This window comes from Acinetobacter sp. G18 (assembly GCF_052660225.1).
Genome location: NZ_CP109658.1, coordinates 1 through 24,388, shown reverse-complemented (window position 1 = coordinate 24,388; position 24,388 = coordinate 1). Strand labels below are relative to the sequence as shown.

General features: G+C 40.5%; 15 protein-coding genes, 2 tRNA genes and 3 rRNA genes. 4 read left to right on the top strand and 16 right to left on the bottom strand.

Going from position 1 to position 24,388, the window contains the following annotated elements:
- Positions 1-20: 20 nt before the first annotated feature.
- The 7 genes from NE363_RS00100 to tyrS all read right to left on the bottom strand — a co-directional run bounded on the left by NE363_RS00100 (position 21) and on the right by tyrS (position 8,303).
- Positions 21-617 carry a glutathione S-transferase family protein gene (locus NE363_RS00100; RefSeq protein WP_445535593.1) on the bottom strand — a complete coding sequence of 199 codons (597 nt, stop codon included), beginning with the start codon at positions 615-617 and terminating at the stop codon, positions 21-23.
- 186 nt (positions 618-803) lie between these two features.
- Positions 804-918 (bottom strand): 5S ribosomal RNA (gene rrf, locus NE363_RS00095).
- 178 nt (positions 919-1,096) lie between these two features.
- Positions 1,097-3,985: ribosomal RNA gene (locus tag NE363_RS00090) — 23S ribosomal RNA — on the bottom strand.
- Positions 3,986-4,337: 352 nt separating this feature from the next.
- A tRNA-Ala gene (locus NE363_RS00085) sits at positions 4,338-4,413 on the bottom strand.
- A gap of 55 nt (positions 4,414-4,468) precedes the next feature.
- Positions 4,469-4,545 (bottom strand) — tRNA-Ile (locus tag NE363_RS00080).
- Between the two features lie 59 nt (positions 4,546-4,604).
- A 16S ribosomal RNA gene (locus NE363_RS00075) occupies positions 4,605-6,142 on the bottom strand.
- The 16S, 23S and 5S rRNA genes sit together here with 2 tRNA genes alongside, the layout of an rRNA operon.
- A gap of 928 nt (positions 6,143-7,070) precedes the next feature.
- Entirely contained in the window at positions 7,071-8,303 is a 1,233-nt protein-coding gene (tyrS, locus tag NE363_RS00070) for a tyrosine--tRNA ligase (protein WP_025469049.1), read from the bottom strand.
- Positions 8,304-8,364: 61 nt separating this feature from the next.
- Between tyrS and NE363_RS00065 the strand changes: the two genes are divergently transcribed.
- Both NE363_RS00065 and NE363_RS00060 read left to right on the top strand, forming a co-directional pair.
- Positions 8,365-9,492, top strand: a complete 1,128-nt coding sequence (locus NE363_RS00065) for an anhydro-N-acetylmuramic acid kinase (protein WP_004698186.1) — start codon at positions 8,365-8,367, stop codon at positions 9,490-9,492.
- Between the two features lie 127 nt (positions 9,493-9,619).
- Entirely contained in the window at positions 9,620-10,462 is an 843-nt protein-coding gene (locus NE363_RS00060) for an alpha/beta fold hydrolase (RefSeq protein WP_445535592.1), read from the top strand.
- 59 nt (positions 10,463-10,521) lie between these two features.
- Here NE363_RS00060 and erpA read toward each other — a convergent pair whose 3' ends face one another.
- From erpA to NE363_RS00040, 4 genes are all read right to left on the bottom strand, one after another.
- Positions 10,522-10,857, bottom strand: coding sequence for an iron-sulfur cluster insertion protein ErpA (gene erpA / locus NE363_RS00055; protein ID WP_002115421.1), 336 nt, complete (start codon positions 10,855-10,857; stop codon positions 10,522-10,524).
- A gap of 124 nt (positions 10,858-10,981) precedes the next feature.
- Entirely contained in the window at positions 10,982-11,986 is a 1,005-nt protein-coding gene (locus tag NE363_RS00050; protein WP_004698181.1) for a putative solute-binding protein, read from the bottom strand.
- Between the two features lie 354 nt (positions 11,987-12,340).
- On the bottom strand, positions 12,341-13,348 hold the full coding sequence (locus NE363_RS00045) for a putative solute-binding protein (RefSeq protein WP_004698179.1): 1,008 nt from the start codon (positions 13,346-13,348) through the stop codon (positions 12,341-12,343).
- Between the two features lie 255 nt (positions 13,349-13,603).
- Entirely contained in the window at positions 13,604-14,608 is a 1,005-nt protein-coding gene (locus tag NE363_RS00040) for a putative solute-binding protein (RefSeq protein WP_191109655.1), read from the bottom strand.
- Between the two features lie 252 nt (positions 14,609-14,860).
- Here NE363_RS00040 and abc-f point away from each other — a divergent pair, with 252 nt between their 5' ends.
- Together abc-f and NE363_RS00030 are read left to right on the top strand one after the other, a co-directional pair.
- Entirely contained in the window at positions 14,861-16,792 is a 1,932-nt protein-coding gene (gene abc-f, locus NE363_RS00035; protein WP_107972691.1) for a ribosomal protection-like ABC-F family protein, read from the top strand.
- Between the two features lie 266 nt (positions 16,793-17,058).
- Positions 17,059-17,616 (top strand): VTT domain-containing protein, encoded by a 558-nt coding sequence (locus tag NE363_RS00030; RefSeq protein ID WP_002051888.1) that lies wholly within the window; start codon positions 17,059-17,061, stop codon positions 17,614-17,616.
- An 80-nt stretch (positions 17,617-17,696) separates the two neighbouring features.
- Here the strand turns inward: NE363_RS00030 and cybC are convergent, their stop codons facing one another.
- The 5 genes from cybC to dnaA form a co-directional block, all read right to left on the bottom strand.
- Entirely contained in the window at positions 17,697-18,089 is a 393-nt protein-coding gene (gene cybC, locus NE363_RS00025) for a cytochrome b562 (RefSeq protein WP_004698167.1), read from the bottom strand.
- A 37-nt stretch (positions 18,090-18,126) separates the two neighbouring features.
- A complete protein-coding gene (gyrB, locus tag NE363_RS00020; RefSeq protein ID WP_004698165.1) occupies positions 18,127-20,595 on the bottom strand; it encodes a DNA topoisomerase (ATP-hydrolyzing) subunit B in 2,469 nt (822 codons plus the stop codon).
- A 52-nt stretch (positions 20,596-20,647) separates the two neighbouring features.
- Positions 20,648-21,730, bottom strand: a complete 1,083-nt coding sequence (gene recF, locus NE363_RS00015; RefSeq protein ID WP_019456681.1) for a DNA replication/repair protein RecF — start codon at positions 21,728-21,730, stop codon at positions 20,648-20,650.
- Positions 21,731-21,744: 14 nt separating this feature from the next.
- Positions 21,745-22,893 (bottom strand): DNA polymerase III subunit beta, encoded by a 1,149-nt coding sequence (gene dnaN / locus NE363_RS00010; RefSeq protein WP_004698161.1) that lies wholly within the window; start codon positions 22,891-22,893, stop codon positions 21,745-21,747.
- 97 nt (positions 22,894-22,990) lie between these two features.
- The gene (gene dnaA / locus NE363_RS00005; RefSeq protein ID WP_445535591.1) at positions 22,991-24,388 is read right to left on the bottom strand and encodes a chromosomal replication initiator protein DnaA; all 1,398 of its coding nucleotides are present in this window, start codon (positions 24,386-24,388) and stop codon (positions 22,991-22,993) included.

Genomic DNA, 24,388 nt, shown 5'->3' with positions numbered 1-24,388 from the left:
CTATATGAGTTCTTTTTTATTTAAATCATATCTACATAACCTGAATATTCTCGAATTCTTTGACACCATGCTCGAATATTTGGGTATAAATTTAAATCAAAGCCGCCTTCCTCAGCGACATGTGTATATGCATATAAAGCAATATCAGCAATGGTTAATTGATTTCCAACAAGATAATCATACTCTACTAAAGCTTTATCCATAATTGATAACGCTTTATGCCCTTTTGGTTGTAAATTATGATATTCATCTATTCTTTCTGCTGGTAATCCTAAATATTTATTAATAAAACGAGCAACTGCAATAAATGGTTCATGGCTATACTGCTCAAAGAACATCCATTGGTACATTTTTGCTTTAATAAAAGGATCTGCAGGAATAAATTTTGTTCCTTCAGCCACATAACCTAAAATAGCATTGGATTCACTCAAAACACGACCATCATCCAGCACTAATACAGGTATTTTTCCATTCGGATTTAACGACAAAAAATCATCTGTTTGAGTTTCTTTGTTTAAAATATCAACATGGATCCATGTATGATTAATTCCTAATAAGGAAAGTAATAATTTAATCTTATAACAATTACCCGAACCTACATCACCATAAATTATCATCGATCTACTTCCCTTATTATTCATACTTAAAAGATTAATTTTCTTGTTATTTATAACAGAACTCTTTCTTAGAATTAATATATATCTGCTTTTATTGTCTACTTTATTCAGAGTTTTATCTTTATTTTAATTTTAGCCATAAAAAAACACCCCGGACTCTTATGAGACCGGGGTGTTTGAATAATGAGCTGGCGATGACTTACTCTCACATGGGTAACCCCACACTACCATCAGCGCTAAGAGGTTTCACTTCTGAGTTCGGGAAGGGATCAGGTGGTTCACTCTTGCTATGGTCGCCAGCACAACTGTTTATGGATACTTGCTTTGGTCTTATTATTTGCCGAAGCGTTTTCCAAATCTTTACAGATTGGGCTGATTGAATCTGACTTGTTCATTTTATCTAGTGGAATAACTAAATCAAGTTTCTTTGTAGATTTATGAATCGATTGATGCTTTATATACAACTGCTTGGGTGTTGTATAGTCAAGCCTCACGAGCAATTAGTATTGGTCAGCTTCACATATCACTATGCTTCCACATCCAACCTATCAACGTCCTAGTCTCGAACGGCTCTTTAGAGGAATAAATTCCTAGGGAAATCTTATCTTGAGGTAGGCTTCCCGCTTAGATGCTTTCAGCGGTTATCCCTTCCGAACATAGCTACCCGGCGATGCGACTGGCGTCACAACCGGTACACCAGAGGTTCGTCCACTCTGGTCCTCTCGTACTAGGAGCAGATCCTCTCAAATTTCCAGCGCCCACGGTAGATAGGGACCGAACTGTCTCACGACGTTCTAAACCCAGCTCGCGTACCTCTTTAAATGGCGAACAGCCATACCCTTGGGACCTGCTTCAGCCCCAGGATGAGATGAGCCGACATCGAGGTGCCAAACACCGCCGTCGATATGAACTCTTGGGCGGTATCAGCCTGTTATCCCCAGAGTACCTTTTATCCGTTGAGCGATGGCCCTTCCATACAGAACCACCGGATCACTAAGACCTACTTTCGTACCTGCTCGACTTGTGGGTCTCGCAGTTAAGCGCGCTTTTGCCTTTATACTCTACGCGTGATTTCCGACCACGCTGAGCGCACCTTCGTACTCCTCCGTTACTCTTTAGGAGGAGACCGCCCCAGTCAAACTACCCACCAGACACGGTCCTCGTCCCGGATAACGGGACAGAGTTAGAACCTCAACATTACCAGGGTGGTATTTCAAGGACGGCTCCATTGGAACTAGCGTTCCAACTTCAAAGCCTCCCACCTATCCTACACAAGTAAGGTCAAAGTTCAGTGTCAAGCTGCAGTAAAGGTTCACGGGGTCTTTCCGTCTAGCCGCGGGTACACTGCATCTTCACAGCGATTTCGATTTCACTGAGCCTCTGCTGGAGACAGCGCCGCCATCATTATGCCATTCGTGCAGGTCGGAACTTACCCGACAAGGAATTTCGCTACCTTAGGACCGTTATAGTTACGGCCGCCGTTTACTGGGGCTTCGATCAAGAGCTTCGCTTACGCTAACCCCATCAATTAACCTTCCAGCACCGGGCAGGCATCACACCCTATACGTCCACTTTCGTGTTTGCAGAGTGCTATGTTTTTAATAAACAGTTGCAGCGGCCTGGTTTCTGCGGCTGTCATCAGCTCAGGAAGCAAGTTCCATCACCAACAACAGCGTACCTTCTCCCGAAGTTACGGTACCATTTTGCCTAGTTCCTTCAGCAGAGTTCTCTCAAGCGCCTTGGTCTACTCGACCTGACCACCTGTGTCGGTTTCGGGTACGATTCCTGTGTAACTGAAGCTTAGAGACTTTTCCTGGAAGCATGGTATCAGCCACTTCACTGTACAAGTACAGCTTGCTATCGGATCTCAGTATAGAGTACCCCGGATTTGCCTAAGATACATACCTACATCCTTCCACCTGGACAACCAACGCCAGGCTGACTTAACCTTCTCCGTCCTCTCATCGCATTACACAGAAGTATTGGAATATTAACCAATTTCCCATCGACTACGCCTTTCGGCCTCGCCTTAGGGTCGACTCACCCAGCCCCGATTAACGTTGGACTGGAACCCTTGGTCTTTCGGCGAACGGGTTTTCACCCGTTTTGTCGTTACTCACGTCAGCATTCGCACTTCTGATACCTCCAGCATACTTCTCAATACACCTTCATCGGCTTACAGAACGCTCCCCTACCACTTGACTAATGTCAAATCCGCAGCTTCGGCACATAGTTTTAGCCCGTTACATCTTCCGCGCAGGCCGACTCGACTAGTGAGCTATTACGCTTTCTTTAAAGGGTGGCTGCTTCTAAGCCAACCTCCTAGCTGTCTATGCCTTCCCACATCGTTTCCCACTTAACTATGATTTTGGGGCCTTAGCTGGCGGTCTGGATTGTTTTCCTCTTGACTACGGACGTTAGCACCCGCAGTCTGTCTCCCGGATAGTACTCATAGGTATTCGGAGTTTGCATCGGTTTGGTAAGTCGGGATGACCCCCTAGCCGAAACAGTGCTCTACCCCCTATGGTATTCGTCCGAGGCGCTACCTAAATAGCTTTCGGGGAGAACCAGCTATCACCAGGCTTGATTAGCCTTTCACCCCTATCCACAAGTCATCCCCTGGCTTTTCAACGACAGTGGGTTCGGTCCTCCAGTTAGTGTTACCCAACCTTCAACCTGCTCATGGATAGATCGCCTGGTTTCGGGTCTATACCCAGCAACTAAACGCCCTATTAAGACTCGATTTCTCTACGGCTCCCCTATACGGTTAACCTCGCTACTGAATATAAGTCGCTGACCCATTATACAAAAGGTACGCAGTCACCGAACAAGTCGGCTCCCACTGCTTGTATGCATGCGGTTTCAGGATCTATTTCACTCCCCTCACAGGGGTTCTTTTCGCCTTTCCCTCACGGTACTGGTTCACTATCGGTCAGTCAGGAGTATTTAGCCTTGGAGGATGGTCCCCCCATATTCAGACAAGGTTTCACGTGCCTCGCCCTACTCGTCATCATTATGTGTGCCCTTTCGTGTACGGGAATATCACCCTCTACGTTCGCACTTCCCAGAGCGTTCCACTAAAACACACATAACTTAATGGGCTGATCCCCGTTCGCTCGCCGCTACTGAGGGAATCTCAATTGATTTCTTTTCCTAAGGGTACTGAGATGTTTCACTTCCCCTCGTTCGCCTTGCAACACTATGTATTCATGTTGCAATACCTACCTTAAAGTAGGTGGGTTCCCCCCATTCAGAAATCTCCGGATCACAGGATATTTGCCGCCTCCCCGGAGCTTTTCGCAGGCTATCACGTCTTTCATCGCCTCTGACTGCCAAGGCATCCACCACATGCACTTAATTACTTGACTATACAACCCCAAACAGTCGTCAACACCTACAAGTGAGTGTTGTCCGTGCGATTCTTCATCGCCACTATCTGTTGTCTGTGTACTTAAACACTGTACAGCTTCAATCTAAATTCATATACCAAAACGCTTGATTCAGTTAATTTGCTAGTTCTCAATTCATTCAGATTAATTGCTTAATCTAAACTCTTGAGTGAACAATTTATTTCAGACTCAATTTTGCCAATCTGTTAATGAATAAACACGCCTTCGTCAGGTCATGCTTAATACCGTGATACTTAAATCACAGAAGTTAATAAACCAAGACCGAAATCTCTATTTACTAATTTCTGTAATCCGAACTTATCTTAAGTTCTGGTGGAGACTAGGAGAGTCGAACTCCTGACCTCCTGCGTGCAAAGCAGGCGCTCTACCAACTAAGCTAAGTCCCCAGCTTACATCATCAGTTATGTATCTTTTATCTATAACTTCAACCAGTCAAAGTCATGGTGGGTCTGACAAGACTTGAACTTGTGACCCCACGCTTATCAAGCGTGTGCTCTAACCAACTGAGCTACAGACCCTCAGATACATCTATGAAGAACAACTTGTTGTGGATTCTTACCAATCGTCAATCTTTCGTTAAGGAGGTGATCCAGCCGCAGGTTCCCCTACGGCTACCTTGTTACGACTTCACCCCAGTCATCGGCCACACCGTGGTAACCGCCCTCTTTGCAGTTAGGCTAGCTACTTCTGGTGCAACAAACTCCCATGGTGTGACGGGCGGTGTGTACAAGGCCCGGGAACGTATTCACCGCGGCATTCTGATCCGCGATTACTAGCGATTCCGACTTCATGGAGTCGAGTTGCAGACTCCAATCCGGACTACGATCGGCTTTTTGAGATTAGCATCACATCGCTGTGTAGCAACCCTTTGTACCGACCATTGTAGCACGTGTGTAGCCCTGGCCGTAAGGGCCATGATGACTTGACGTCGTCCCCGCCTTCCTCCAGTTTGTCACTGGCAGTATCCTTAAAGTTCCCGACATTACTCGCTGGCAAATAAGGAAAAGGGTTGCGCTCGTTGCGGGACTTAACCCAACATCTCACGACACGAGCTGACGACAGCCATGCAGCACCTGTATGTAAGTTCCCGAAGGCACCAATCCATCTCTGGAAAGTTCTTACTATGTCAAGGCCAGGTAAGGTTCTTCGCGTTGCATCGAATTAAACCACATGCTCCACCGCTTGTGCGGGCCCCCGTCAATTCATTTGAGTTTTAGTCTTGCGACCGTACTCCCCAGGCGGTCTACTTATCGCGTTAGCTGCGCCACTAAAGCCTCAAAGGCCCCAACGGCTAGTAGACATCGTTTACGGCATGGACTACCAGGGTATCTAATCCTGTTTGCTCCCCATGCTTTCGCACCTCAGCGTCAGTGTTAGGCCAGATGGCTGCCTTCGCCATCGGTATTCCTCCAGATCTCTACGCATTTCACCGCTACACCTGGAATTCTACCATCCTCTCCCACACTCTAGCTAACCAGTATCGAATGCAATTCCCAAGTTAAGCTCGGGGATTTCACATTTGACTTAATTAGCCGCCTACGCGCGCTTTACGCCCAGTAAATCCGATTAACGCTTGCACCCTCTGTATTACCGCGGCTGCTGGCACAGAGTTAGCCGGTGCTTATTCTGCGAGTAACGTCCACTATCTCTAGGTATTAACCAAAGTAGCCTCCTCCTCGCTTAAAGTGCTTTACAACCATAAGGCCTTCTTCACACACGCGGCATGGCTGGATCAGGGTTCCCCCCATTGTCCAATATTCCCCACTGCTGCCTCCCGTAGGAGTCTGGGCCGTGTCTCAGTCCCAGTGTGGCGGATCATCCTCTCAGACCCGCTACAGATCGTCGCCTTGGTAGGCCTTTACCCCACCAACTAGCTAATCCGACTTAGGCTCATCTATTAGCGCAAGGTCCGAAGATCCCCTGCTTTCTCCCGTAGGACGTATGCGGTATTAGCATCCCTTTCGAGATGTTGTCCCCCACTAATAGGCAGATTCCTAAGCATTACTCACCCGTCCGCCGCTAAGATCAGTAGCAAGCTACCTCTCTCCGCTCGACTTGCATGTGTTAAGCCTGCCGCCAGCGTTCAATCTGAGCCATGATCAAACTCTTCAGTTAAAATCATTTTGTACCTTATTTAAAGACAAGGTACCAATTCTGGCTCATCAATTACTGACTTAAATTTCGCTCAAATAAACTTCGAGTAATTTAAACCAATCAATCAATGAAAATTATTTCGATTAATCAATCAGTAAAAATCCACACAAGTTGTTCTTCAATTCTCTTAATGATCTTCTTCCTGGTTCGTCACCAGCAAGCTAGGTCGGCTATATTACTCTTAATCTCTTAAAAGTCAACAGGTAATTTCGATATTTTTTAAAACTTATTTTCTAAACCACCTTGTCATCAAATTCATCACTTAAAGCAACCAACTTAATCACAAGTAACTGTTTTTCAACAAGTTTCTATCTGCATCACCGCCGATGGATGTGCATTATAGACCATTAAGATCCCTTTGCAAGGGGTATTTCAGCCTTTTTCTATTGAGTGCCGTTTTTTTCTGCTATTTTGCAAAAAAAGTGATATATATGGCTTTTTTTTAGGCATTTTCACCACTTTTATTAATTTCTATTTTGGAAAAATACAGTTTACCTTAGATTTTTGATGTCTTTTTATAGAGCTCATAGACATATATATCATTTTCGGTTCCAAAGATTCCAAAGATTCCAAAGATTCCAAAGATTCCAAAGATTCCAAAGATTCCAAAGATTCCAAAGATTCCAAAGATTCCAAAGATTCCAAAGATTCCAAAGATTCCAAAGATTCCAAAGATTCCAAAGATTCCAAAGATTCCAAAGATTCCAAAGATTCCAAAGAAACAATAGAGTAAATACTCTATTTCAACCTATATTTCTTCTTATTTTTAAATTAGTTCTTTTATCATTAATTATGTTTAGTGGGTTCCACGTGGAACGTTTAATTGATTTTATGATCCAGAAATAAAAAAAGCAGGATTACTCCTGCTTTTTATCACTACAGAACATTCTTAGTCAGTGAACGTTACACGTGCAATTGCTTTTTTACCTGACTGAATAATGAAGCTTCCGTTTTCTTTTACAGAGAAGCTTGCATCAACGGCATTCCAGTCAACTTTTACTGCACCACGAGCTACGGCATCTTTTGCAGCTGCAGCATTCGGATTTAATCCAGCTACACGTAAAATCGTAGCAATAAAGATTTCTCCTCCAAACTCACCAAGTGAAATAGTCACTTCTGGTGTGTCTTCAGGTACTTCACCTTCTGTAATACGGTTACCAGCACTCTTATGGGCATTAGCAGCAGCTTCTGCATCATGGAAGCGTTCAACTAGCTCAAGCGCAAGGATACGTTTTACTTCCTGCGGATTACGACCGGCAGCAATTTCATCTAATAAAGCTTTGATCTCATCGAGAGATTTAAAACTTAATAAATCGAAATAGCGTTCGATTAAAGAGTCAGGCATTGATAATACTTTTTGGTACATTGCCCCTGGTGTATCAAATACACCAATATAGTTACCTAAAGATTTAGACATTTTATTTACGCCATCTAGACCTTCTAGAATCGGCACAGTGATACATACTTGTGATTCTTGGCCATAACGGCTTTGTAAGGTACGACCCATAAGTAAGTTAAAGGTCTGGTCTGTTCCGCCTAACTCAACGTCAGCTTCAAGTGCAATTGAGTCATAACCTTGAACTAGAGGATATAAAAACTCATGAATTGCAATCGGCTGATGGTTGCTATAACGCTTAGTAAAGTCATCACGTTCTAACATACGAGATACAGTTTGCTGGCTTGCTAATTGAATAAGGTCAGCAGCAGACTTTTGATTAAACCATTCTGAGTTAAAACGTACTTTTGTTTTATTTGGATCTAATATTTTGAAAACTTGTTCTTGATAAGTTTTAGCGTTAGCTTCTACTTGTTCACGTGACAACGGCGGACGCGTCGCGCTTTTACCAGTTGGGTCACCGATCATCGCTGTATAGTCACCAATTAAGAAGGTAACTTCATGGCCCAAGTCTTGGAACGTTTTTAGTTTGTTAATAAGAACCGTATGTCCTAAATGTAAATCTGGTGCTGTAGGGTCAAAACCAGCTTTAATTTTAAGAGGACGATTCTCTTTAAGCTTTTTCAGTAAATCTTCTTCTGAAATAATTTCGTGCGTGCCTCGTTGGATGAGGGCAAGCTGTTCTTCGGCGGGCAAGAAATTTGACATCACAAAACCTAAACACATCAGTTATTCAATTTGTGCGATATACTAACATTTTTTCAGCGTCTTGCAGGGGAAGTTGCATATGAGCGCAATCTATATCGGCGTAATGACTGGCACTAGTATGGATGGTGTAGATATTGTTGCGGCTTCATTTGAGCCACTACAGCTTCATGCCACTCTTACAGTTCCATTCGAACCCGAGTTACGTGATGAGCTTATGGCATTAACTTTACCCGATGACAATGAAATTGACCGCATGGGTAAAGCCGATGTTGCCCTAGCCAAAATGATTGGTCACGGGATTAATAGCTTAATTGAAAAGCATCAATTAGACCGTAGCCAAATTAAAGCGATTGGTTCACATGGGCAAACTATTCGTCATCGTCCAGAGCATGGCTTTACGTTACAAATTGGCGATCCAAACATCATTACTGAAATTACTCAGATTCCAGTTGTTTCAGATTTCCGTCGTAGAGATATGGCAGCAGGTGGTCAAGGTGCGCCATTAGTTCCAGCTTTTCATCAGGCATTATTTCAACATCCAAGCATTCATCGTGTGATTTTGAATTTAGGTGGCATTGCCAATGTAAGTATGTTGCCTGCCAATAATCCTGACGGCGTATTTGGTTTTGATACGGGACCTGCGAATATTTTGATGGATGCATGGTGTCATCGCCATACGGGTCATCCATATGATGAAAATGGCGATTGGGCCGCTTATGGTCATCCTATTCGCTCTTTACTCGACCGTCTTCATGCGCATGAATATTTTTCTAAAGAACCACCTAAGAGCACAGGACGTGAAGACTTCAATATTGACTGGTTAGATGATCAGTTAATCGATTGGCGAAATGATTTAACTTACGATGAGTTAGAAGATACCCCTGAAAATATCCAAGCAACTTTATTAAAACTCACTGTGCGTGCCATTCAAAAAGCGATTTATCGCTCTGAGATGGAAACAGGTGAAGTATATGTATGTGGTGGTGGTGCTTATAACTCTTATTTGTTAGAACAATTACGTTGGCGTTTACGTAAACATAATTGGTCTGTTCAACCTACAGATGTTTTAGGGCTCTCCCCTACTTGGGTGGAGGCTACCGCATTTGCATGGTTAGCTATGCGTTTTGTAAATGGTTTAAGTGGTAATTTGCCAGCGGTAACAGGTGCTTCGAATTTTAGAATTCTAGGTACGATCACGGCAGTATAAAACTATTAATTGATTTGATTCGTCAGATTCGACCTCATAGCACATTTACTGACCCGAAATGCTGTTATGTAAATGGACATAAAAACTCATGATAAATGCCTACAAAAATAATTTAAGGCATGTTGTTATGGATTTGACCAATCGTATTCATCAATACACTCGTGGGGCTTGGACATTCGATGTGATTGATTCAGGCCCTCTAGATGGTCCTCTCGTTGTTTTATTGCATGGTTTTCCAGAAACTGCCCATAGTTGGGAGCAAACTTCTGAACTATTGCATCAGCATGGATTTAGAACGCTTGCGATTCATCAACGTGGTTATAGTTTAAATGCTAGGCCTCAAAGCCGATTTCAGTATTCTCTGAGTGAACTTGTAGAAGATGTGGCAAGCTTTATTAAGCAGATTGGTCAACCATTTTATTTAATTGGGCACGACTGGGGTTCTGTAATTGCGTCTAGTGTAGCCATGAAGTATCCACAATATATTCAACATCTCACTTTAGTTTCTGTACCTCATCAAGCCGCATTTTTAAAAGCATGTTTAAGCAGTAGACAACTTTTTAAATCTTATTATTTTGCAATTTTTCAGCTACCGATTCTGCCCGAACTTTTATTTAAAAAGATACCGAAATTAGGCCGTAAGTTTCTAAAGTCATCAGGCATGACTGAACAGCAAATTGAAATATTCGAAACTGAATTTATAAAAGAAAATAGATTAACTACGGCGTTGAATTGGTATCGAGGATTTTTCTGGGATAAAGCTCGGAATCCACTTAAAGCCATAGATGTTCCTACTCTTTTTATTTGGGGTAAGCATGATATTGCCGTTACAGAAAAAAGTGCCGAGCTAAACTCACTTTATTTTAAAAATAGTTATGACGCAGTTTTTATGGATGCATCGCATTGGATTCCATATCAAAATGCACCAGAACTCGTGCAATATTTTTTAGAATCTGTCCGTGAAGAGTAAAGATATAGGCAATAAAAAACCTCTCAAAATAGAGAGGTTTTTTAAATTTTAAATTTCTTTTAAATCGAGAAAGATGAACCGCAACCACATGTTGTTGTTGCATTCGGGTTTTGTACAATAAAACGCGAACCTTCAAGACCTTCTACATAATCAACTACTGAGCCTATCAGATATTGGTAGCTAAGTGAGTCAACCAGCATTTTTACATCGCCATTTACAAATTCAGCATCATCTTCATTTACGCTTTCAGCAAAATTGAAGCCATACGAAAATCCTGAACATCCACCACCTGTTACATATACACGTAACATGAGATCGTCATTCCCTTCACTATCACGGAGTTGGCGTACCTTATTGGCAGCATTATCTGTCAAAACTAGAGCTTGGGCATTCATGATGATGGTTCCTCGGATTTTGCTGTGCCTTTCAAAATAAAAAAGACCCTATATTGAGTATAGCATAATCAATATAGGGTCTGTCTTCGAAGTTTAAAGCGAATCTTGAGTATTTTTATCAAGATTATTTGTAATTCTCATCTTGTAAGCCGCATTCGAAGTTTTTCGCATCTTGTTTACAACGGAATTGCCATAATAGTTTCATCATCCGTTTATCATAAACACCACGCTTTGTAAGATTAATTCGTGATTCACGCATAAGCTTTTGATAGCCCGGTTTATCTGCAGCAGGAACATCCATCCAGTATTTTTGTGGAATATCCGCTTTCATTTTTCCTAAAATAGTAAAGGCACGTGGTAACTGGCCTGCCACCCATTCTCTAGACTTCTGACCAAATCCAGCTGGGAATTTATCTGGACGGATAATAATATTTCCTGTTACCTGTAAGATTGGATAGTTAACGATTGCTCCTTTCGTACCTAAGCCTTTTTGTAGCTCTAAAGGTTTAAATGCTGCTGCTGGTGCACCAATAATATCGACCTGATGATTATTAAATTTAGCGCCAAAGTTCGTCACATCTGCACTCACAGCCTGTGCTCCTACCTGCTGAACCATAATCTTTTGCGCTTCATCGTAATCTAGTACAGCAATTTTTTTACCTGCAGCTTTCGCTACTGTATTAATGCTGCGGTCGTTTACTAAAAGGTAAGCATCTCCTACGGGAATAACACCAACAACCTCATAGCGGCCATTAACCATATATTTACTAAAAGTAGGACTCGCTAAACCTTGCATGACTTTAACAGCAAGCTTGAGGTCAGGAATTGCACCAATAGCATCTAATGAACCAGTAAATGAGTTAAATTGGCGACCACGCATACCCGATACGCTAATGCCGTCACATTTACCCGCTTTAAAATCTTCAGCAATTACTGCTTCATTCTGGTTTACTTTTAGTTCGATATCAGCTCCCCAGTTTTTAGCGGCAAGTTGATAATCTTTCATGAGTGCATAAACGTCGCCATTTTTTCCAACGAAGTCAAAAACACATACCGTTTGTTTAGCCTGAACTGCAAAAGAAACCGTGGTAAGTCCCATAGCAAGTAATAGCGTTTTGGAAAATTGCATATTCTTTGTTCCTTTCCTTGTGGAGTTTTTGTTTTTCGATACCAAGAAATTTCATACCGATCAGGTATGAGTCGGATAGGCTTCATATAAAAATCATGTTGGAATATTTTTATAGACCGAATTTACTTTTATGATTTTACTTCCATGAAAAATAGATAGTGACTGACCTACCTATTAGCAATTATTTTTAATCACTCAAGTCCTTAATCCATTTTTATACCTTCATGTTTCTTTATGAAGTTTTTATCTAAATTTAGCTTAACGTCTTTCTAACTATCCACAATGGCTGAATTGACAGCCTATATAAAGCAAAAAAGCCTAGAACTAAGTCTAGGCTTTTAAGATCAATATGAATTATTCACCAGCCATTGAACATTCAAAGTTAGCTTTGTCTACAGAACAACGTGCTTTTTTCAATACAGACATCATACCCGCATCGTAAATACCTCGTTTCGTTAAGTCCATACGACCATCACGTAACATTTTTTGGTACTTAAGTTTGTCTTCAGCACTTAGGTTCATTTTGTATTTACCCGGAATCTGTGCTTCTAGGCGGTTAATCATTGCAAAGTTTTTAGGTAATTGTTTTACGAACCAATCACGAGATTTTTGACCAAAGCCCGCTGGGAATTTATCTGCACGTAATACAAGGTCAGCAGTTACGTGTAAAACTGGGAAGTTCCACATTACACCGTTTGCACCTAAACCTTTGTTTAGTTCTAATGGTTTGTATGCATAAGCAGGCGCACCTACCATATCTACCTGACCATTGTTAAATTTAGCAGCAAAGTTTGAAATATCAGAAAGAACTGCCTGAGCACCTACACGCTGCACCATAATTTTTTGTGCATCGTCATAGCCTAATACGGCGAATTTTTTACCCGCAGCTTTTTCAACAGAGTTGATGTTTTTGTCACGTACGAAAATAAATGCTGAACCTAGCGGAGAGATACCAGCAACTTCGTATTTTTTACCACCAAGGTTAGTTGTCATTTTTGCAGCATTACGTGCATCTAATACATAGGTAATAGCACGCTGTGCGATTTGGTTGTTAGGAACACCACCAAGCGAGTCGATTGATCCTGCGAATTTGTTATATTGGCGCGCACGCATAGCAGTCATTGCTACAGCATCACATTTACCAGCTTTAAAATCATTATCTGCAACAGCCTCGTCCTGACGAGGAACTAAGTTAATTTCAGTACCCCAGCCTTTTGCAGCTAGAGCCCATTCTTCCATCATTTTATATGAGTCGCCTGCTTTTCCTAAGAGGTCGAATACACACACGGTACTCGCTGCTTGTGCTGAAGCAGAAAAACCAACAACAGAAGCGGCAGCCATAGCAAGTACGATTTTTTTCATTTTCTTCATCCTTCCACGGAATAGATTTTTTGTTTGAAGTTTCCTTTCAAACACAGATATTAATCATGTTTTTTAGAAAAAAATAGAGCTTTTACTCAAATATTTTTATCTGATTGGATCATTGTTTGTTCTATTTAAATTATTTATTAGAAGTAAAAATCTCTAATTTTCCGTAAGTTATTTTTTATATTCACAATTTTCATACCCATATTCAGCTTTGAAATATGTGTAGCGATTTTGTGATTAAAAAACAAACTACTCATCATTGAGCGTACATTCAAAATTAGTCCGTTCAATCGTACAACGTGCACGCTTCAGCACACTCATCATGGTCGCATCATAGACACCTTGCTTGCTTAATTTGAGCCGTCCTTCACGCAATATTTTTTGATATTTCAGCTTATCCTCAGCTGAAAAATTTAATTTAATTCTAGGCGGTACCCCTGCTTCCAACTGTTTTACCATATTGAAGTTTTGCGGTAACTGTTTAATAAACCATTCACGAGACTTGATTCCAAAGTTGGCTGGAAATCTATCATTTCTTGTTATTAAATCTCCTGTAACGTTAACAACAGGAAAAGTGAACATCGCTCCATTCGTTCCTACGCCTTTACCAATTTCTAAGGGTTTATAAGCATAAGCAGGTGCGGCAATTGCTTCGACTTGGCCACTATTAAACTTTTTCACAAAATCGGTAATTTCCGATGGAATAGGATGTGCACCGACACTTTCAACCATAATTTTTTGCGCTGCGTCATACTGTAAAATAGCAAATTTAGTACCACGTACTTTTTCAATTGAGTTCAGGCTTTTATCTCTTACAAACAAATAAGCCAAACCAATCTGTACAATACCCACAACCTCGTAGTTTGTTCCATTTTGTGTAGTTACCATGCGATGTTTATTACGTTGATCTAAAACATAACTAATCGCCTTTTGAGCAATTGCATTACTGGTCACACCACCAATCGCATCAATCGAACCTGCAAATTTATTATAATTTCTTGCTCGCATAGAGGTCATATAAGCTGCGTCACATTTTCCCTCTCGCAGTCTACGATCTACCAAAGCTTCATCTTGAAATGGAATTAAAGTAATGTCAGCTTGCCAACTTTTGGCTGCAAGCGCCCACTCTTCCATCATTTTGTAGGATTCACCTGATTTTCCCAATAAATCGAATACACATACATTTTGCCCAGCATGTGCTGTTCCCATAGCACAGCAAAATACTGTACCAATTATCCCCAATCCTTTTTTCATTTGACTTTCCTTAGTCTAGTTTTATTAGGAGTTCATTTATCAACCAAGTTTTAAATTGTTTTTATTTTAGCCATATTTTTTAAAAAGTGGTCTATCTCGTTAAAAATTTAGATATTTTCAGACGAATAGCTTAAATAGAGATGGGTTAAGCCATTCAATCCCAGCATTTATAAACTAAAACTGCTAAAACTTTGTCTTCACGGTCAGTTCTCTTTAAAATACAGCATCCCTAACTCACCTCGATAAAACAAGATGATTCAATTTGACCAAGTTTCTTTACGCCGCGGTGGACGTGTTCTATTTCAAAAAGCGTCTATGCAATTACACCCAGGTTGGAAGATTGGTCTGACTGGGGTCAATGGAGCAGGTAAATCAACTTTATTTGCAGCGTTACTTGGAAGTTTAAGTGCAGATGAAGGTTCACTTACCCGTCCTTCAGGCTGGACTGTTGCGCATATGGCACAAGAAGTAAAAGCTTTGGATATGCCAGCAATTGATTTTGTTCTTTCAGGTGATGAAGAGTTTTGGGATATTCAAAATAAGCTTGCTCATCCAGATCAACTAAGTGACTTTGAGTTAGCTAAATTACATGGTCGTTTTGATGAAATTCATGGTTATTCAGCACCATCTAAAGCTGCGCAGCTCATGGCGGGCTTAGGTTTCCTAGAAAATCAATTGCGTTTAAACGTTGAGAGCTTCTCTGGTGGATGGCGTATGCGCTTAAACTTGGCACGTACCCTTATGAGCCGTTCCGATCTATTATTACTAGACGAACCAACCAACCACTTAGACTTAGATGCAATTTTGTGGTTAGAAGACTGGCTTAAAGCCTATGAAGGTACCCTCATCCTCATTTCGCATGACCGCGACTTTTTAGATGCGATTACAGATCATATTCTCCATATTGAGAATCAGGAACTTACGCTTTATACGGGTAACTATTCAACATTTGAAACAACTCGAAGTGAACGTTTAGCACAACAACAACAAGCTTTTGAGAAGCAGCAAGAAACACGTGCTCACCTACAAAAATTTATTGACCGTTTTAAAGCAAAAGCCACTAAAGCTCGTCAGGCACAAAGTCGTATTAAACAACTTGAGCGTATGCAACAACTCGCACCCGCTCATGTCGATACGCCGTTTACTTTTAGTTTCCGTGAACCGACAAAAATGAGTTCACCTTTGCTGACCTTAGACAATGCCAGCATAGGTTATGGCGATAAACAAATCGCTGAAAAAATTAGACTTCAAATTACACCAAACTCGCGTATTGGTTTACTCGGTATGAACGGCGCAGGTAAATCAACATTAATTAAGAGCTTGGTGGGTGATTTACCACTGTTAGCAGGTGAACGTAAAGCTTCCGAGCTGCTTAATATTGGCTACTTCGCACAGCACCAGATGGATGCTTTAGATGGTCATGCTAGCCCAATGTTACAGCTTGCCCGTATAGCAGATAAACAAATTAGTGAAGCTACCCTACGCTCTTTCTTAGGTAGTTTCGGCTTCAGTGGTGAACGCATGGATACACCATGTGAAAGCTTTTCTGGTGGAGAACGCGCTCGTTTGGCTCTGGCACTGATTGTATGGCAGCGTCCAAATGTTTTAATTCTTGATGAACCAACGAACCATTTAGATCTTGATATGCGACATGCACTGAGCATGGCATTACAAGATTTTGAAGGTGCTGTCGTACTGGTTTCCCATGAACGTCAACTTATTGCCAGTGTGTGTGATGAGCTTCTTTTAGTACACGGCGGTAAATGTACCGAGTTTGAAGGTGATTTACAGGATTATGCTAAATGGCTACGTGAAGCCCGTCAGCAACAAATTAATGCTCAAACTGCCGTAGCACAAAATAACTCGTCCTCTACCACTTCTGCCCCAGCTAAAATCGATAAAGAAGCACAGCGTAAAGAAGCCGCGCGTCGTCGTGAACAAACTCGACCTATTCGTAAAAATATTGAAAAAGTTGAATCTCAAATTGAAAAGCTACAGCCACAGCTTGCTAAGATTGAAGAAGCTTTAGCGGATAGCTCACTATATGAAGCTGCACGTAAAGATGATTTGCTTAAGCTGATGAATGAGCAAACTGAACTCAAAGCTAAACTTGAGCAATATGAAGAGCAACTTTTAGAACTCATGATGGAACTTGAGGAAATGGAAGCCTCTTTCGAGAACTAAGTTCTTGCCTGTACTGGTATTTTTAAATAGCAGTACAGGCTTTTAGTTCAAATAAAAGCTTTATTTGCGCTACTATATAAAAATGTGAATGACTTCGAATAATATTTCATTCAGCTGTTAAATTTTTGAGATAGATTCAAATTTGATAACATATAAAACTTAAGCTACATCTTAAGGGTTGCCATACACAGATAATTTAACTAAATTCTGTAACTTCGTTTTTACCCTTGTTTAGTAGGTATTTAATTCGGGATCAGACAAACTGAATGAATTTTATTGATTTTATTACTAATTTTGAACATTTTTTACCTATTTTAATTCAGGAGTATGGCGCATGGGTCTATGCCATCCTCTTTTTGATTATTTTTTCTGAAACAGCTTTTGTATTTATGTTCTTTTTACCTGGGGATAGTTTACTTCTAACCGTTGGTGCTTTGTGTTCAGTGATTGAAATGATGCATCTAGGTTACATGATTACTTTGCTGACTGTAGCTGCAACGCTTGGCTATATTGTGAACTATTCTATCGGTCGTCATTTTGGTAATAGAATTTTTGAAGCAAAATCACGTTTTATTAAGAAAGAGTATTTAAATAAAACCAACCGTTATTTCTTACAACACGGCGGCAAAACTATTCTTCTGGCACGTTTTATTCCTTTTGCACGTTCTTTCGCACCATTAGCTGCGGGCTCTAGCAATATGAGTTATGGAAAATTTTTAATCTATAATGTTGCTGGAGCTATTTTGTGGATTTGTATTCTCTTAACAGCAGGATATTTATTTGGCCACGCGCTCATTCAGGTTACAGACTTAGTAGAAAATTAATCTTTTTTAAATTTAATACCTTAAATGAATAAAGGGAATGATTGAATCATTCCCTTTATTTTATTTAGATAAAAATGAAGTTATCTAAATTTCTTATGATTTTCATTACGGATATTAACTAAATTGATTGCTTCCGTTTTTGCTTGGTCTAATTGACCCTTATTTACCAAAACTGTAACACGATCAATCTCAGCAACTAACTGATCTAAACCTGCTTGATATTGCTTTACCTGTACATTTTCAGGCGGTAAACCCTCCAACTTATGAGGTAAAGATTTTTTTGAAGATAATGCTGCCTGACGCATAATCACAAGCTGCTGTTTTGCGTTATTGAGATCTTTCGCTTCAGCAAAGGCTTTTGTGCTCTTTGCTAAAGTTTTCATGTCGGCTTCCAAGTCAGCTGCAAATGCAGAATGACTCACTAAAGCCGCACATGAAATCAGCATACTTGCTAAAATTTTTTGACTCATCATCTTCTCTCCCTAGACTGATTTAGAATCTAGCTATCAATTAAGCATCAATATCTGCATTTAATGCATTTTCTTCAATGAAAGCACGACGTGGTTCAACGTCATCACCCATTAAGCATGAGAACATACGATCTGCTTCGATTGCATCATCAATAGTCACCTGTAACATATTACGGTTTTCAGGGTCCATTGTGGTTTCCCAAAGCTGTTCAGCATTCATCTCGCCCAGACCTTTATAGCGCTGAATCATCATTCCACGACGTGAGTCTTGCAAAATGTGCTGCCATACTTGATGGAAGTTAGCCACTTGAATACGACGATCACCTTTCTGTAAATATGCACCGTCTTCAATCAATTTGAACCAACTCTTCGAGTTCTTCAATAAACGAGCATATTCTGCTGAATTTAGTAAGCCAGCATCAAGTAAGTAAGCATGTGGTAAGTTATGAACATACACTGTCACACGTGGCCAATAATGCGCAGTTTTCTCACCCTGAGCATTTTCACGCTCAAAGGTTTCCAGTGTAATTTCTGGACGCAAACTTGGCTGTAGTCGTTGAATAGCTTCACGTACTTGATCAGCCCATTGTTGTACATAAGCTTGATCATGATTCTGGTCAGCTTTAAACGCTTCCATTTCAAGTAATGCATCAAGCAAGCTCGCTGGATAACGCAATGTTAAACGCTGTAGGCTCTTTTGTGAAACTTGATAGTCCTGAATCACTTTTGCTAATGCTTCGCCTGTAATCGCAGGTGCTTCAGCACTAATATGTAAAGCAAGCTCATCAATCGCATTTGAAATTAAGTATGTTTCTAATGCATCGTTATCTTTGATGTATTGCTCTTGCTTACCTTTTTTCAGCTTATACAAAGGTGGCTGTGCAATATAGATATGACCACGCTCAACCAACTCAGGCATTTGACGGAAGAAGAACGTTAATAACAATGTACGGATGTGAGAACCATCGACATCGGCATCGGTCATGATGATAATTTTATGATAACGAAGCTTGTCAGGGTTATATTCTTCACGGCCAATACCACAGCCAAGTGCTGTAATTAATGTACCTACTTCCTGACTCGAAATCATTTTGTCAAAGCGAGCACGTTCAACGTTCAAGATCTTACCTTTCAAAGGTAAAATAGCCTGCATTTTACGGTTACGACCTTGCTTGGCACTACCACCCGCAGAGTCACCCTCGACAAGATATAATTCAGAAAGTGCTGGGTCTTTTTCCTGACAGTCAGCTAATTTACCTGGTAAACCAGCGATATCTAACGCGCTCTTACGGCGTGTCATTTCACGTGCCTTACGCGCAGCATCACGTGCACGTGCAGCGTCAATAATCTTTCCAGCAATCGATTTTGCAGCTTGCGGGTTTTCTAATAAGTAAGCAGAGAACTCTTTGTTCATTGCTTGCTCAACCGCTGGTTTTACTTCACTTGATACCAATTTTTCTTTCGTTTGAGACGAGAATTTTGGATCAGGAACTTTAACTGAAATAATCGCCGTTAAACCTTCACGCGCATCATCACCAGTCACATTGACTTTCTCTTTCTTGAGAATGTTTTCATTTTCAAGATACTGGTTTAAGCCACGTGTTAAAGCAGCACGGAAACCTGCTAAGTGCGTACCACCATCTTTTTGCGGAATGTTGTTTGTGAAACAGCGAACATTTTCTTGATAGCTTTCATTCCACTGCAATGCAACTTCTACACCAATACCACTTTCGGTATCTGCGGTGAAATGGAAGATCTCATTGAGATGAGTTTTACCTTCGTTAATGTATTTTACAAACTCAGATAAACCACCTTCGTAGTCATATACATGCTCAAGATTAATACGCTCATCACGTAAAACAATGCGCACGCCCGCATTTAAGAAAGAAAGCTCACGTAAACGGCGCGCTAAAATTTCAACGTTAAAAATGGTTTGACTAAAAGTTAGTTCACTTGGCCAGAAACGTACAGTTGTACCACTACTATCCGTTTCACCAATCACACGTAAAGGATATTGTGGATCGCCGTGTTGATATTCTTGCTCATGAACTTGGCCAGCACGATTAATAATTAAATGCAATTTACTTGAAAGTGCATTAACTACTGATACACCTACCCCGTGTAAACCGCCTGAAACTTTATAGCTGTTGTCATCGAACTTACCACCTGCGTGCAAAATAGTAAGAATTACTTCGGCTGCAGATACACCTTCTTCAGGGTGAATATCAGTTGGAATACCACGACCATTATCTGAAACACTCACAGATTCATCTTCGTGAATCGTAACAATGATTTCATCACAGTGGCCAGCTAAGGCTTCATCGATTGCGTTATCGACAACCTCGAATACCATATGGTGTAAACCGGTACCGTCGTCTGTATCCCCAATATACATGCCCGGACGTTTACGAACTGCATCTAATCCACGTAATACTTTAATACTAGAGGAATCATAAGCCTTTTCATTGGTTTGTTCTGTTTGAGAGGCTGATTGAGACTCTGAACTCATGGTTTCTCCCTAGCAAATATAGGTTTATTCAAAGATGGGTAACATCAAAAAATTATGGTGAAGCAAGACTAACTTGACCGGATTCAACATTGAATAATTGATATGAAATGGACAGATCATGTAAGTGTTTTTTTACCGAAGCATGATCTAAAGTTGTCATAAAAACCTGGCTACCAAGTTGGCTTAATCGTTCAATTAAACGTTGTTGTGCGGTTAAGTCTAATTCTGCTGTCAGATCATCTAATAATACCACAGTTTCCTTATTACTCGCATGCAACATTGCAATTTGTGACAGTTTTAAAGCAATAATCAGGAGTTTTTTCTGACCTCTTGATAAAACATCATCTGCGTGTCCAAAGGGTGTTTTTAAGCGCAAATCAGCTCGATGTGGACCATACTCTGTATAACGTCTTTCAATGTCTTTTTGATGCTGATTTAACAAGTCTTGCATGAGTCCCTGCTCAGTATGAAAACCTGGGCTATATTCCAGTTCAATCTCTAAATCAGGCAGCAATTGACTTAAGTCATTTTGAAAATAAACATTCCATTGTTCTACGATGCTTAAACGCTGAGAGTGTAAAATTTCACCATAATCACTCAACATTTTGTTCCACGGCTCTAAATCAGCCAAAGAAAGATTGCGTCTTGTTTTGAGTAAGGTATTTCGCTGTTTTAATGCACGGGAGTAGTATTGCCATGCAAAATAAAATTCAGGTTCCACGTGGAACATCAGCCAATCTAGAAGCTGACGTCTTGGCTTAGCGCCATGATCAATAATATCTGTACTTTGGGGGTCAATATGCTGTAAAGGAAGTAATTTGGCGAGCTGACCTTGTGTTGCCACCGTATCGCCATTCACTTTCATCAACTGCTCACCAGAAGCAAGTTTCTGCATACCGATTTTTTCAGTCACCGATTGGGCAAATACAATCGCGTCGTCAGCTTCATACTGAATATAATTCTTTGGAATATGTGTACGAAATGAACGACCTGTTGCAAGCAAATGAATTGCTTCCAGAATTGAAGTTTTTCCTGAACCGTTGGCGCCATAAAAAACATTAAACGGTTGCAAACCATGGAGTGCAACCGTTTTTAAATTACGCACACGTTCTATGTTTAAACGCGTAAGATGCATAGAATTAAACCAAATTAAACACGCATCGGCATAACAACGTAAGTCTGATCAGGATGAGCTGGATCTTGTACCAATACTGATTGGTTCGCCTCAGTCATGCTCATGTTGACATCATCACCATCTAATACACCTAATACATCAAGTAAATATTGAGCATTAAATGACATTTCTAATGGTGAATTTTGATATTGGATTGCTAAATCTTCAATCGCTTCATCTTGTTCAGGGTTATTTGCACGCAGCTGCAAAGAATCTTGATTAAAGTTTAAGAAAACACCACGTAATTTTTCATTACTTAAAATTGCAACACGCTGTAATGATTGCTTAAATACATCATGACCAATCAAAACATGTTTATCACCACCACGTGGAATAACACGGCGGTAATCAGGGAATTTTCCGTCAATCAATTTTGTCGTAAAACGAACAGTAATATCACCTTGCTCTTTATCGCGGCTCGGCGTATTAATCGTCACATTTAATAATTCACGACCAATAAGCAAGGTAAGTTGCTCATCTTCAATACTCAGTAACCGCTGTAATTCACCAACAGCTTTACGCGGCACAATTGCTTGTACTAATTGAGATGAACTAGAAGAAGCCAAAATTTCACAAAGAGCAAGACGGTGGCCATCAGTTGTTACTGCACGCAATTGATTTTCATCAATTTCTAACAAAGTACCGGTTAGATAAAAACGTACATCTTGTACGGCCATTGCAAAAGCAGTTTTTTCAAATAAACGCTTTAATTCACGTTGAGTCACCTGTACTTGCGTACCTTGGCTATTCTCAGTATTGAGTAACGGATAATCTTCAGCTGGCAGAGTACCTAATACAAAACGGCTATTACCAGACTTTAAAATACATCGTTGATCTTCAGTAATTTGTAAATCAATTAATGCAGCTGCAGGCAAAGATTTACAAATGTCCATCAACTTACGCGCAGGAACAGTCGTTTCACCTGCTTCAAGGCACGCCCCTTCTGATAAAGCAGTACTCGCCACCAGTTCAACTTCTAAATCCGAACCTGTAATGGTGAGTGCTTGACCATTAGTCTGAATTTTGACGTTTGAAAGAATATTCAAGGTATGACGACGTTCTACCGCACCGACAACATGCGATAAAACATTGAGTAAACTTTCTTTAGCGATTTTCAAACGCACGATTCATTCCTCTAGCAACTTGGAGCAAACATTTCATTTTTTAGCTGTGTACTATGCTGCACTTATGGAGACTTTGCAACAACGTCTTATGATTTCATTAACTCTGAAGAAGACGTAATAAGTTCTTATAATCTTCGTCAAAGATAGGATCTTCTTCCCGCAAACTAACCACTTTTTCACACGCATGCATTACGGTGCTATGGTCTCGTCCACCAAAAGCCATTCCGATTTCCGGAAAACTATCACCCGTCAATTCACGAGCAAGACCCATCGCCAATTGACGTGGTCGTGCATAAATTCGTGTTCGTTTTGGACCTACGAGCTCTTTTAATGGAATTCGGAAATATTCACTCACCACGCGTTGTATATTTTCTACACTAATTGTACGTGCACGAATCGCCAATACATCTTTTAAAGACTCTCGTACGACATCAAGGTCGATCGGAGCACCTTTAAAACGCGAAATCGCAACAACTTTATTTAAAGCACCTTCAAGTTCACGTACGTTCGCTACCACTTGTTGAGCAATAAATAATGCGCAGTTTCTAGGCAAATCAACGCCACTATTTTCAGCTTTTTTAAGCAGAATTTCGATTCGTGTTTCAATATCTGGCGGTTCAACACCTACTGATAGACCCCAAGAAAAACGAGAAACCAATCGAGGGTCAAGTTCTGTTAATTCTTTAGGATATCGGTCAGAGGTTAAAATAATTTGTTTAGATTCATCAAGTAAGGCATTAAATGTATAAAAGAATTCAACAAGACTAGCTTCTTTACCAGCCAAAAGGTGAATATCATCAACTAATAATAAATCTAGAGAACGACAATTTTTCTTAAATTCTTCAACCTTTCCTTTTTGTAAGGAACTCACAAAATCCTGTACAAAACTTTCCGAAGTCATATACATGACTCTCGCATTCGGCTTAGCTTGGAGCAATGCATTACCAACTGCTTGCATTAAGTGAGTTTTACCAAGGCCCGTTGGACCATATAAAAACAAAGGATTGTGTTGAGATGCACCTAATTGCGTTAAAACCTTCCTGCATGTTTCAGCAGCCATCTGGTTAGAACGGCCTTCAACAAATAAAGAAAATGTAAATTGTGGATTTAAAAGCTTCTTTTTTGATGTTTTAGGATTAACAACATTATTAGCAACAGCTTCTACTTCCTTTTTAACCTTAACAGGATGAGCTACAGGAGCAGTCTGTAAAGCTGCTGTAGTAGTTGCAGGTTGCTCATTAGAAGACAAAATACTACCAGGACGGGAATCGACCAAGATTTCAACTTGACGCACTCGTCCTTCTGACAATTGTTCTGCCAATATAGAAATTAACTCTAAATGATTCTCTTGAATATAACGCGTCCAATAAGGATTAGGAGCATATAGACGTAGTATACCCTCCACTTCTTCAGCTACTAAAGGGCGAATCCACATCGCAAAGACGTTATCAGAGAGCTCTTGTCGCAAGCGAGTTAAGCAGTCTGTCCAAAGCAT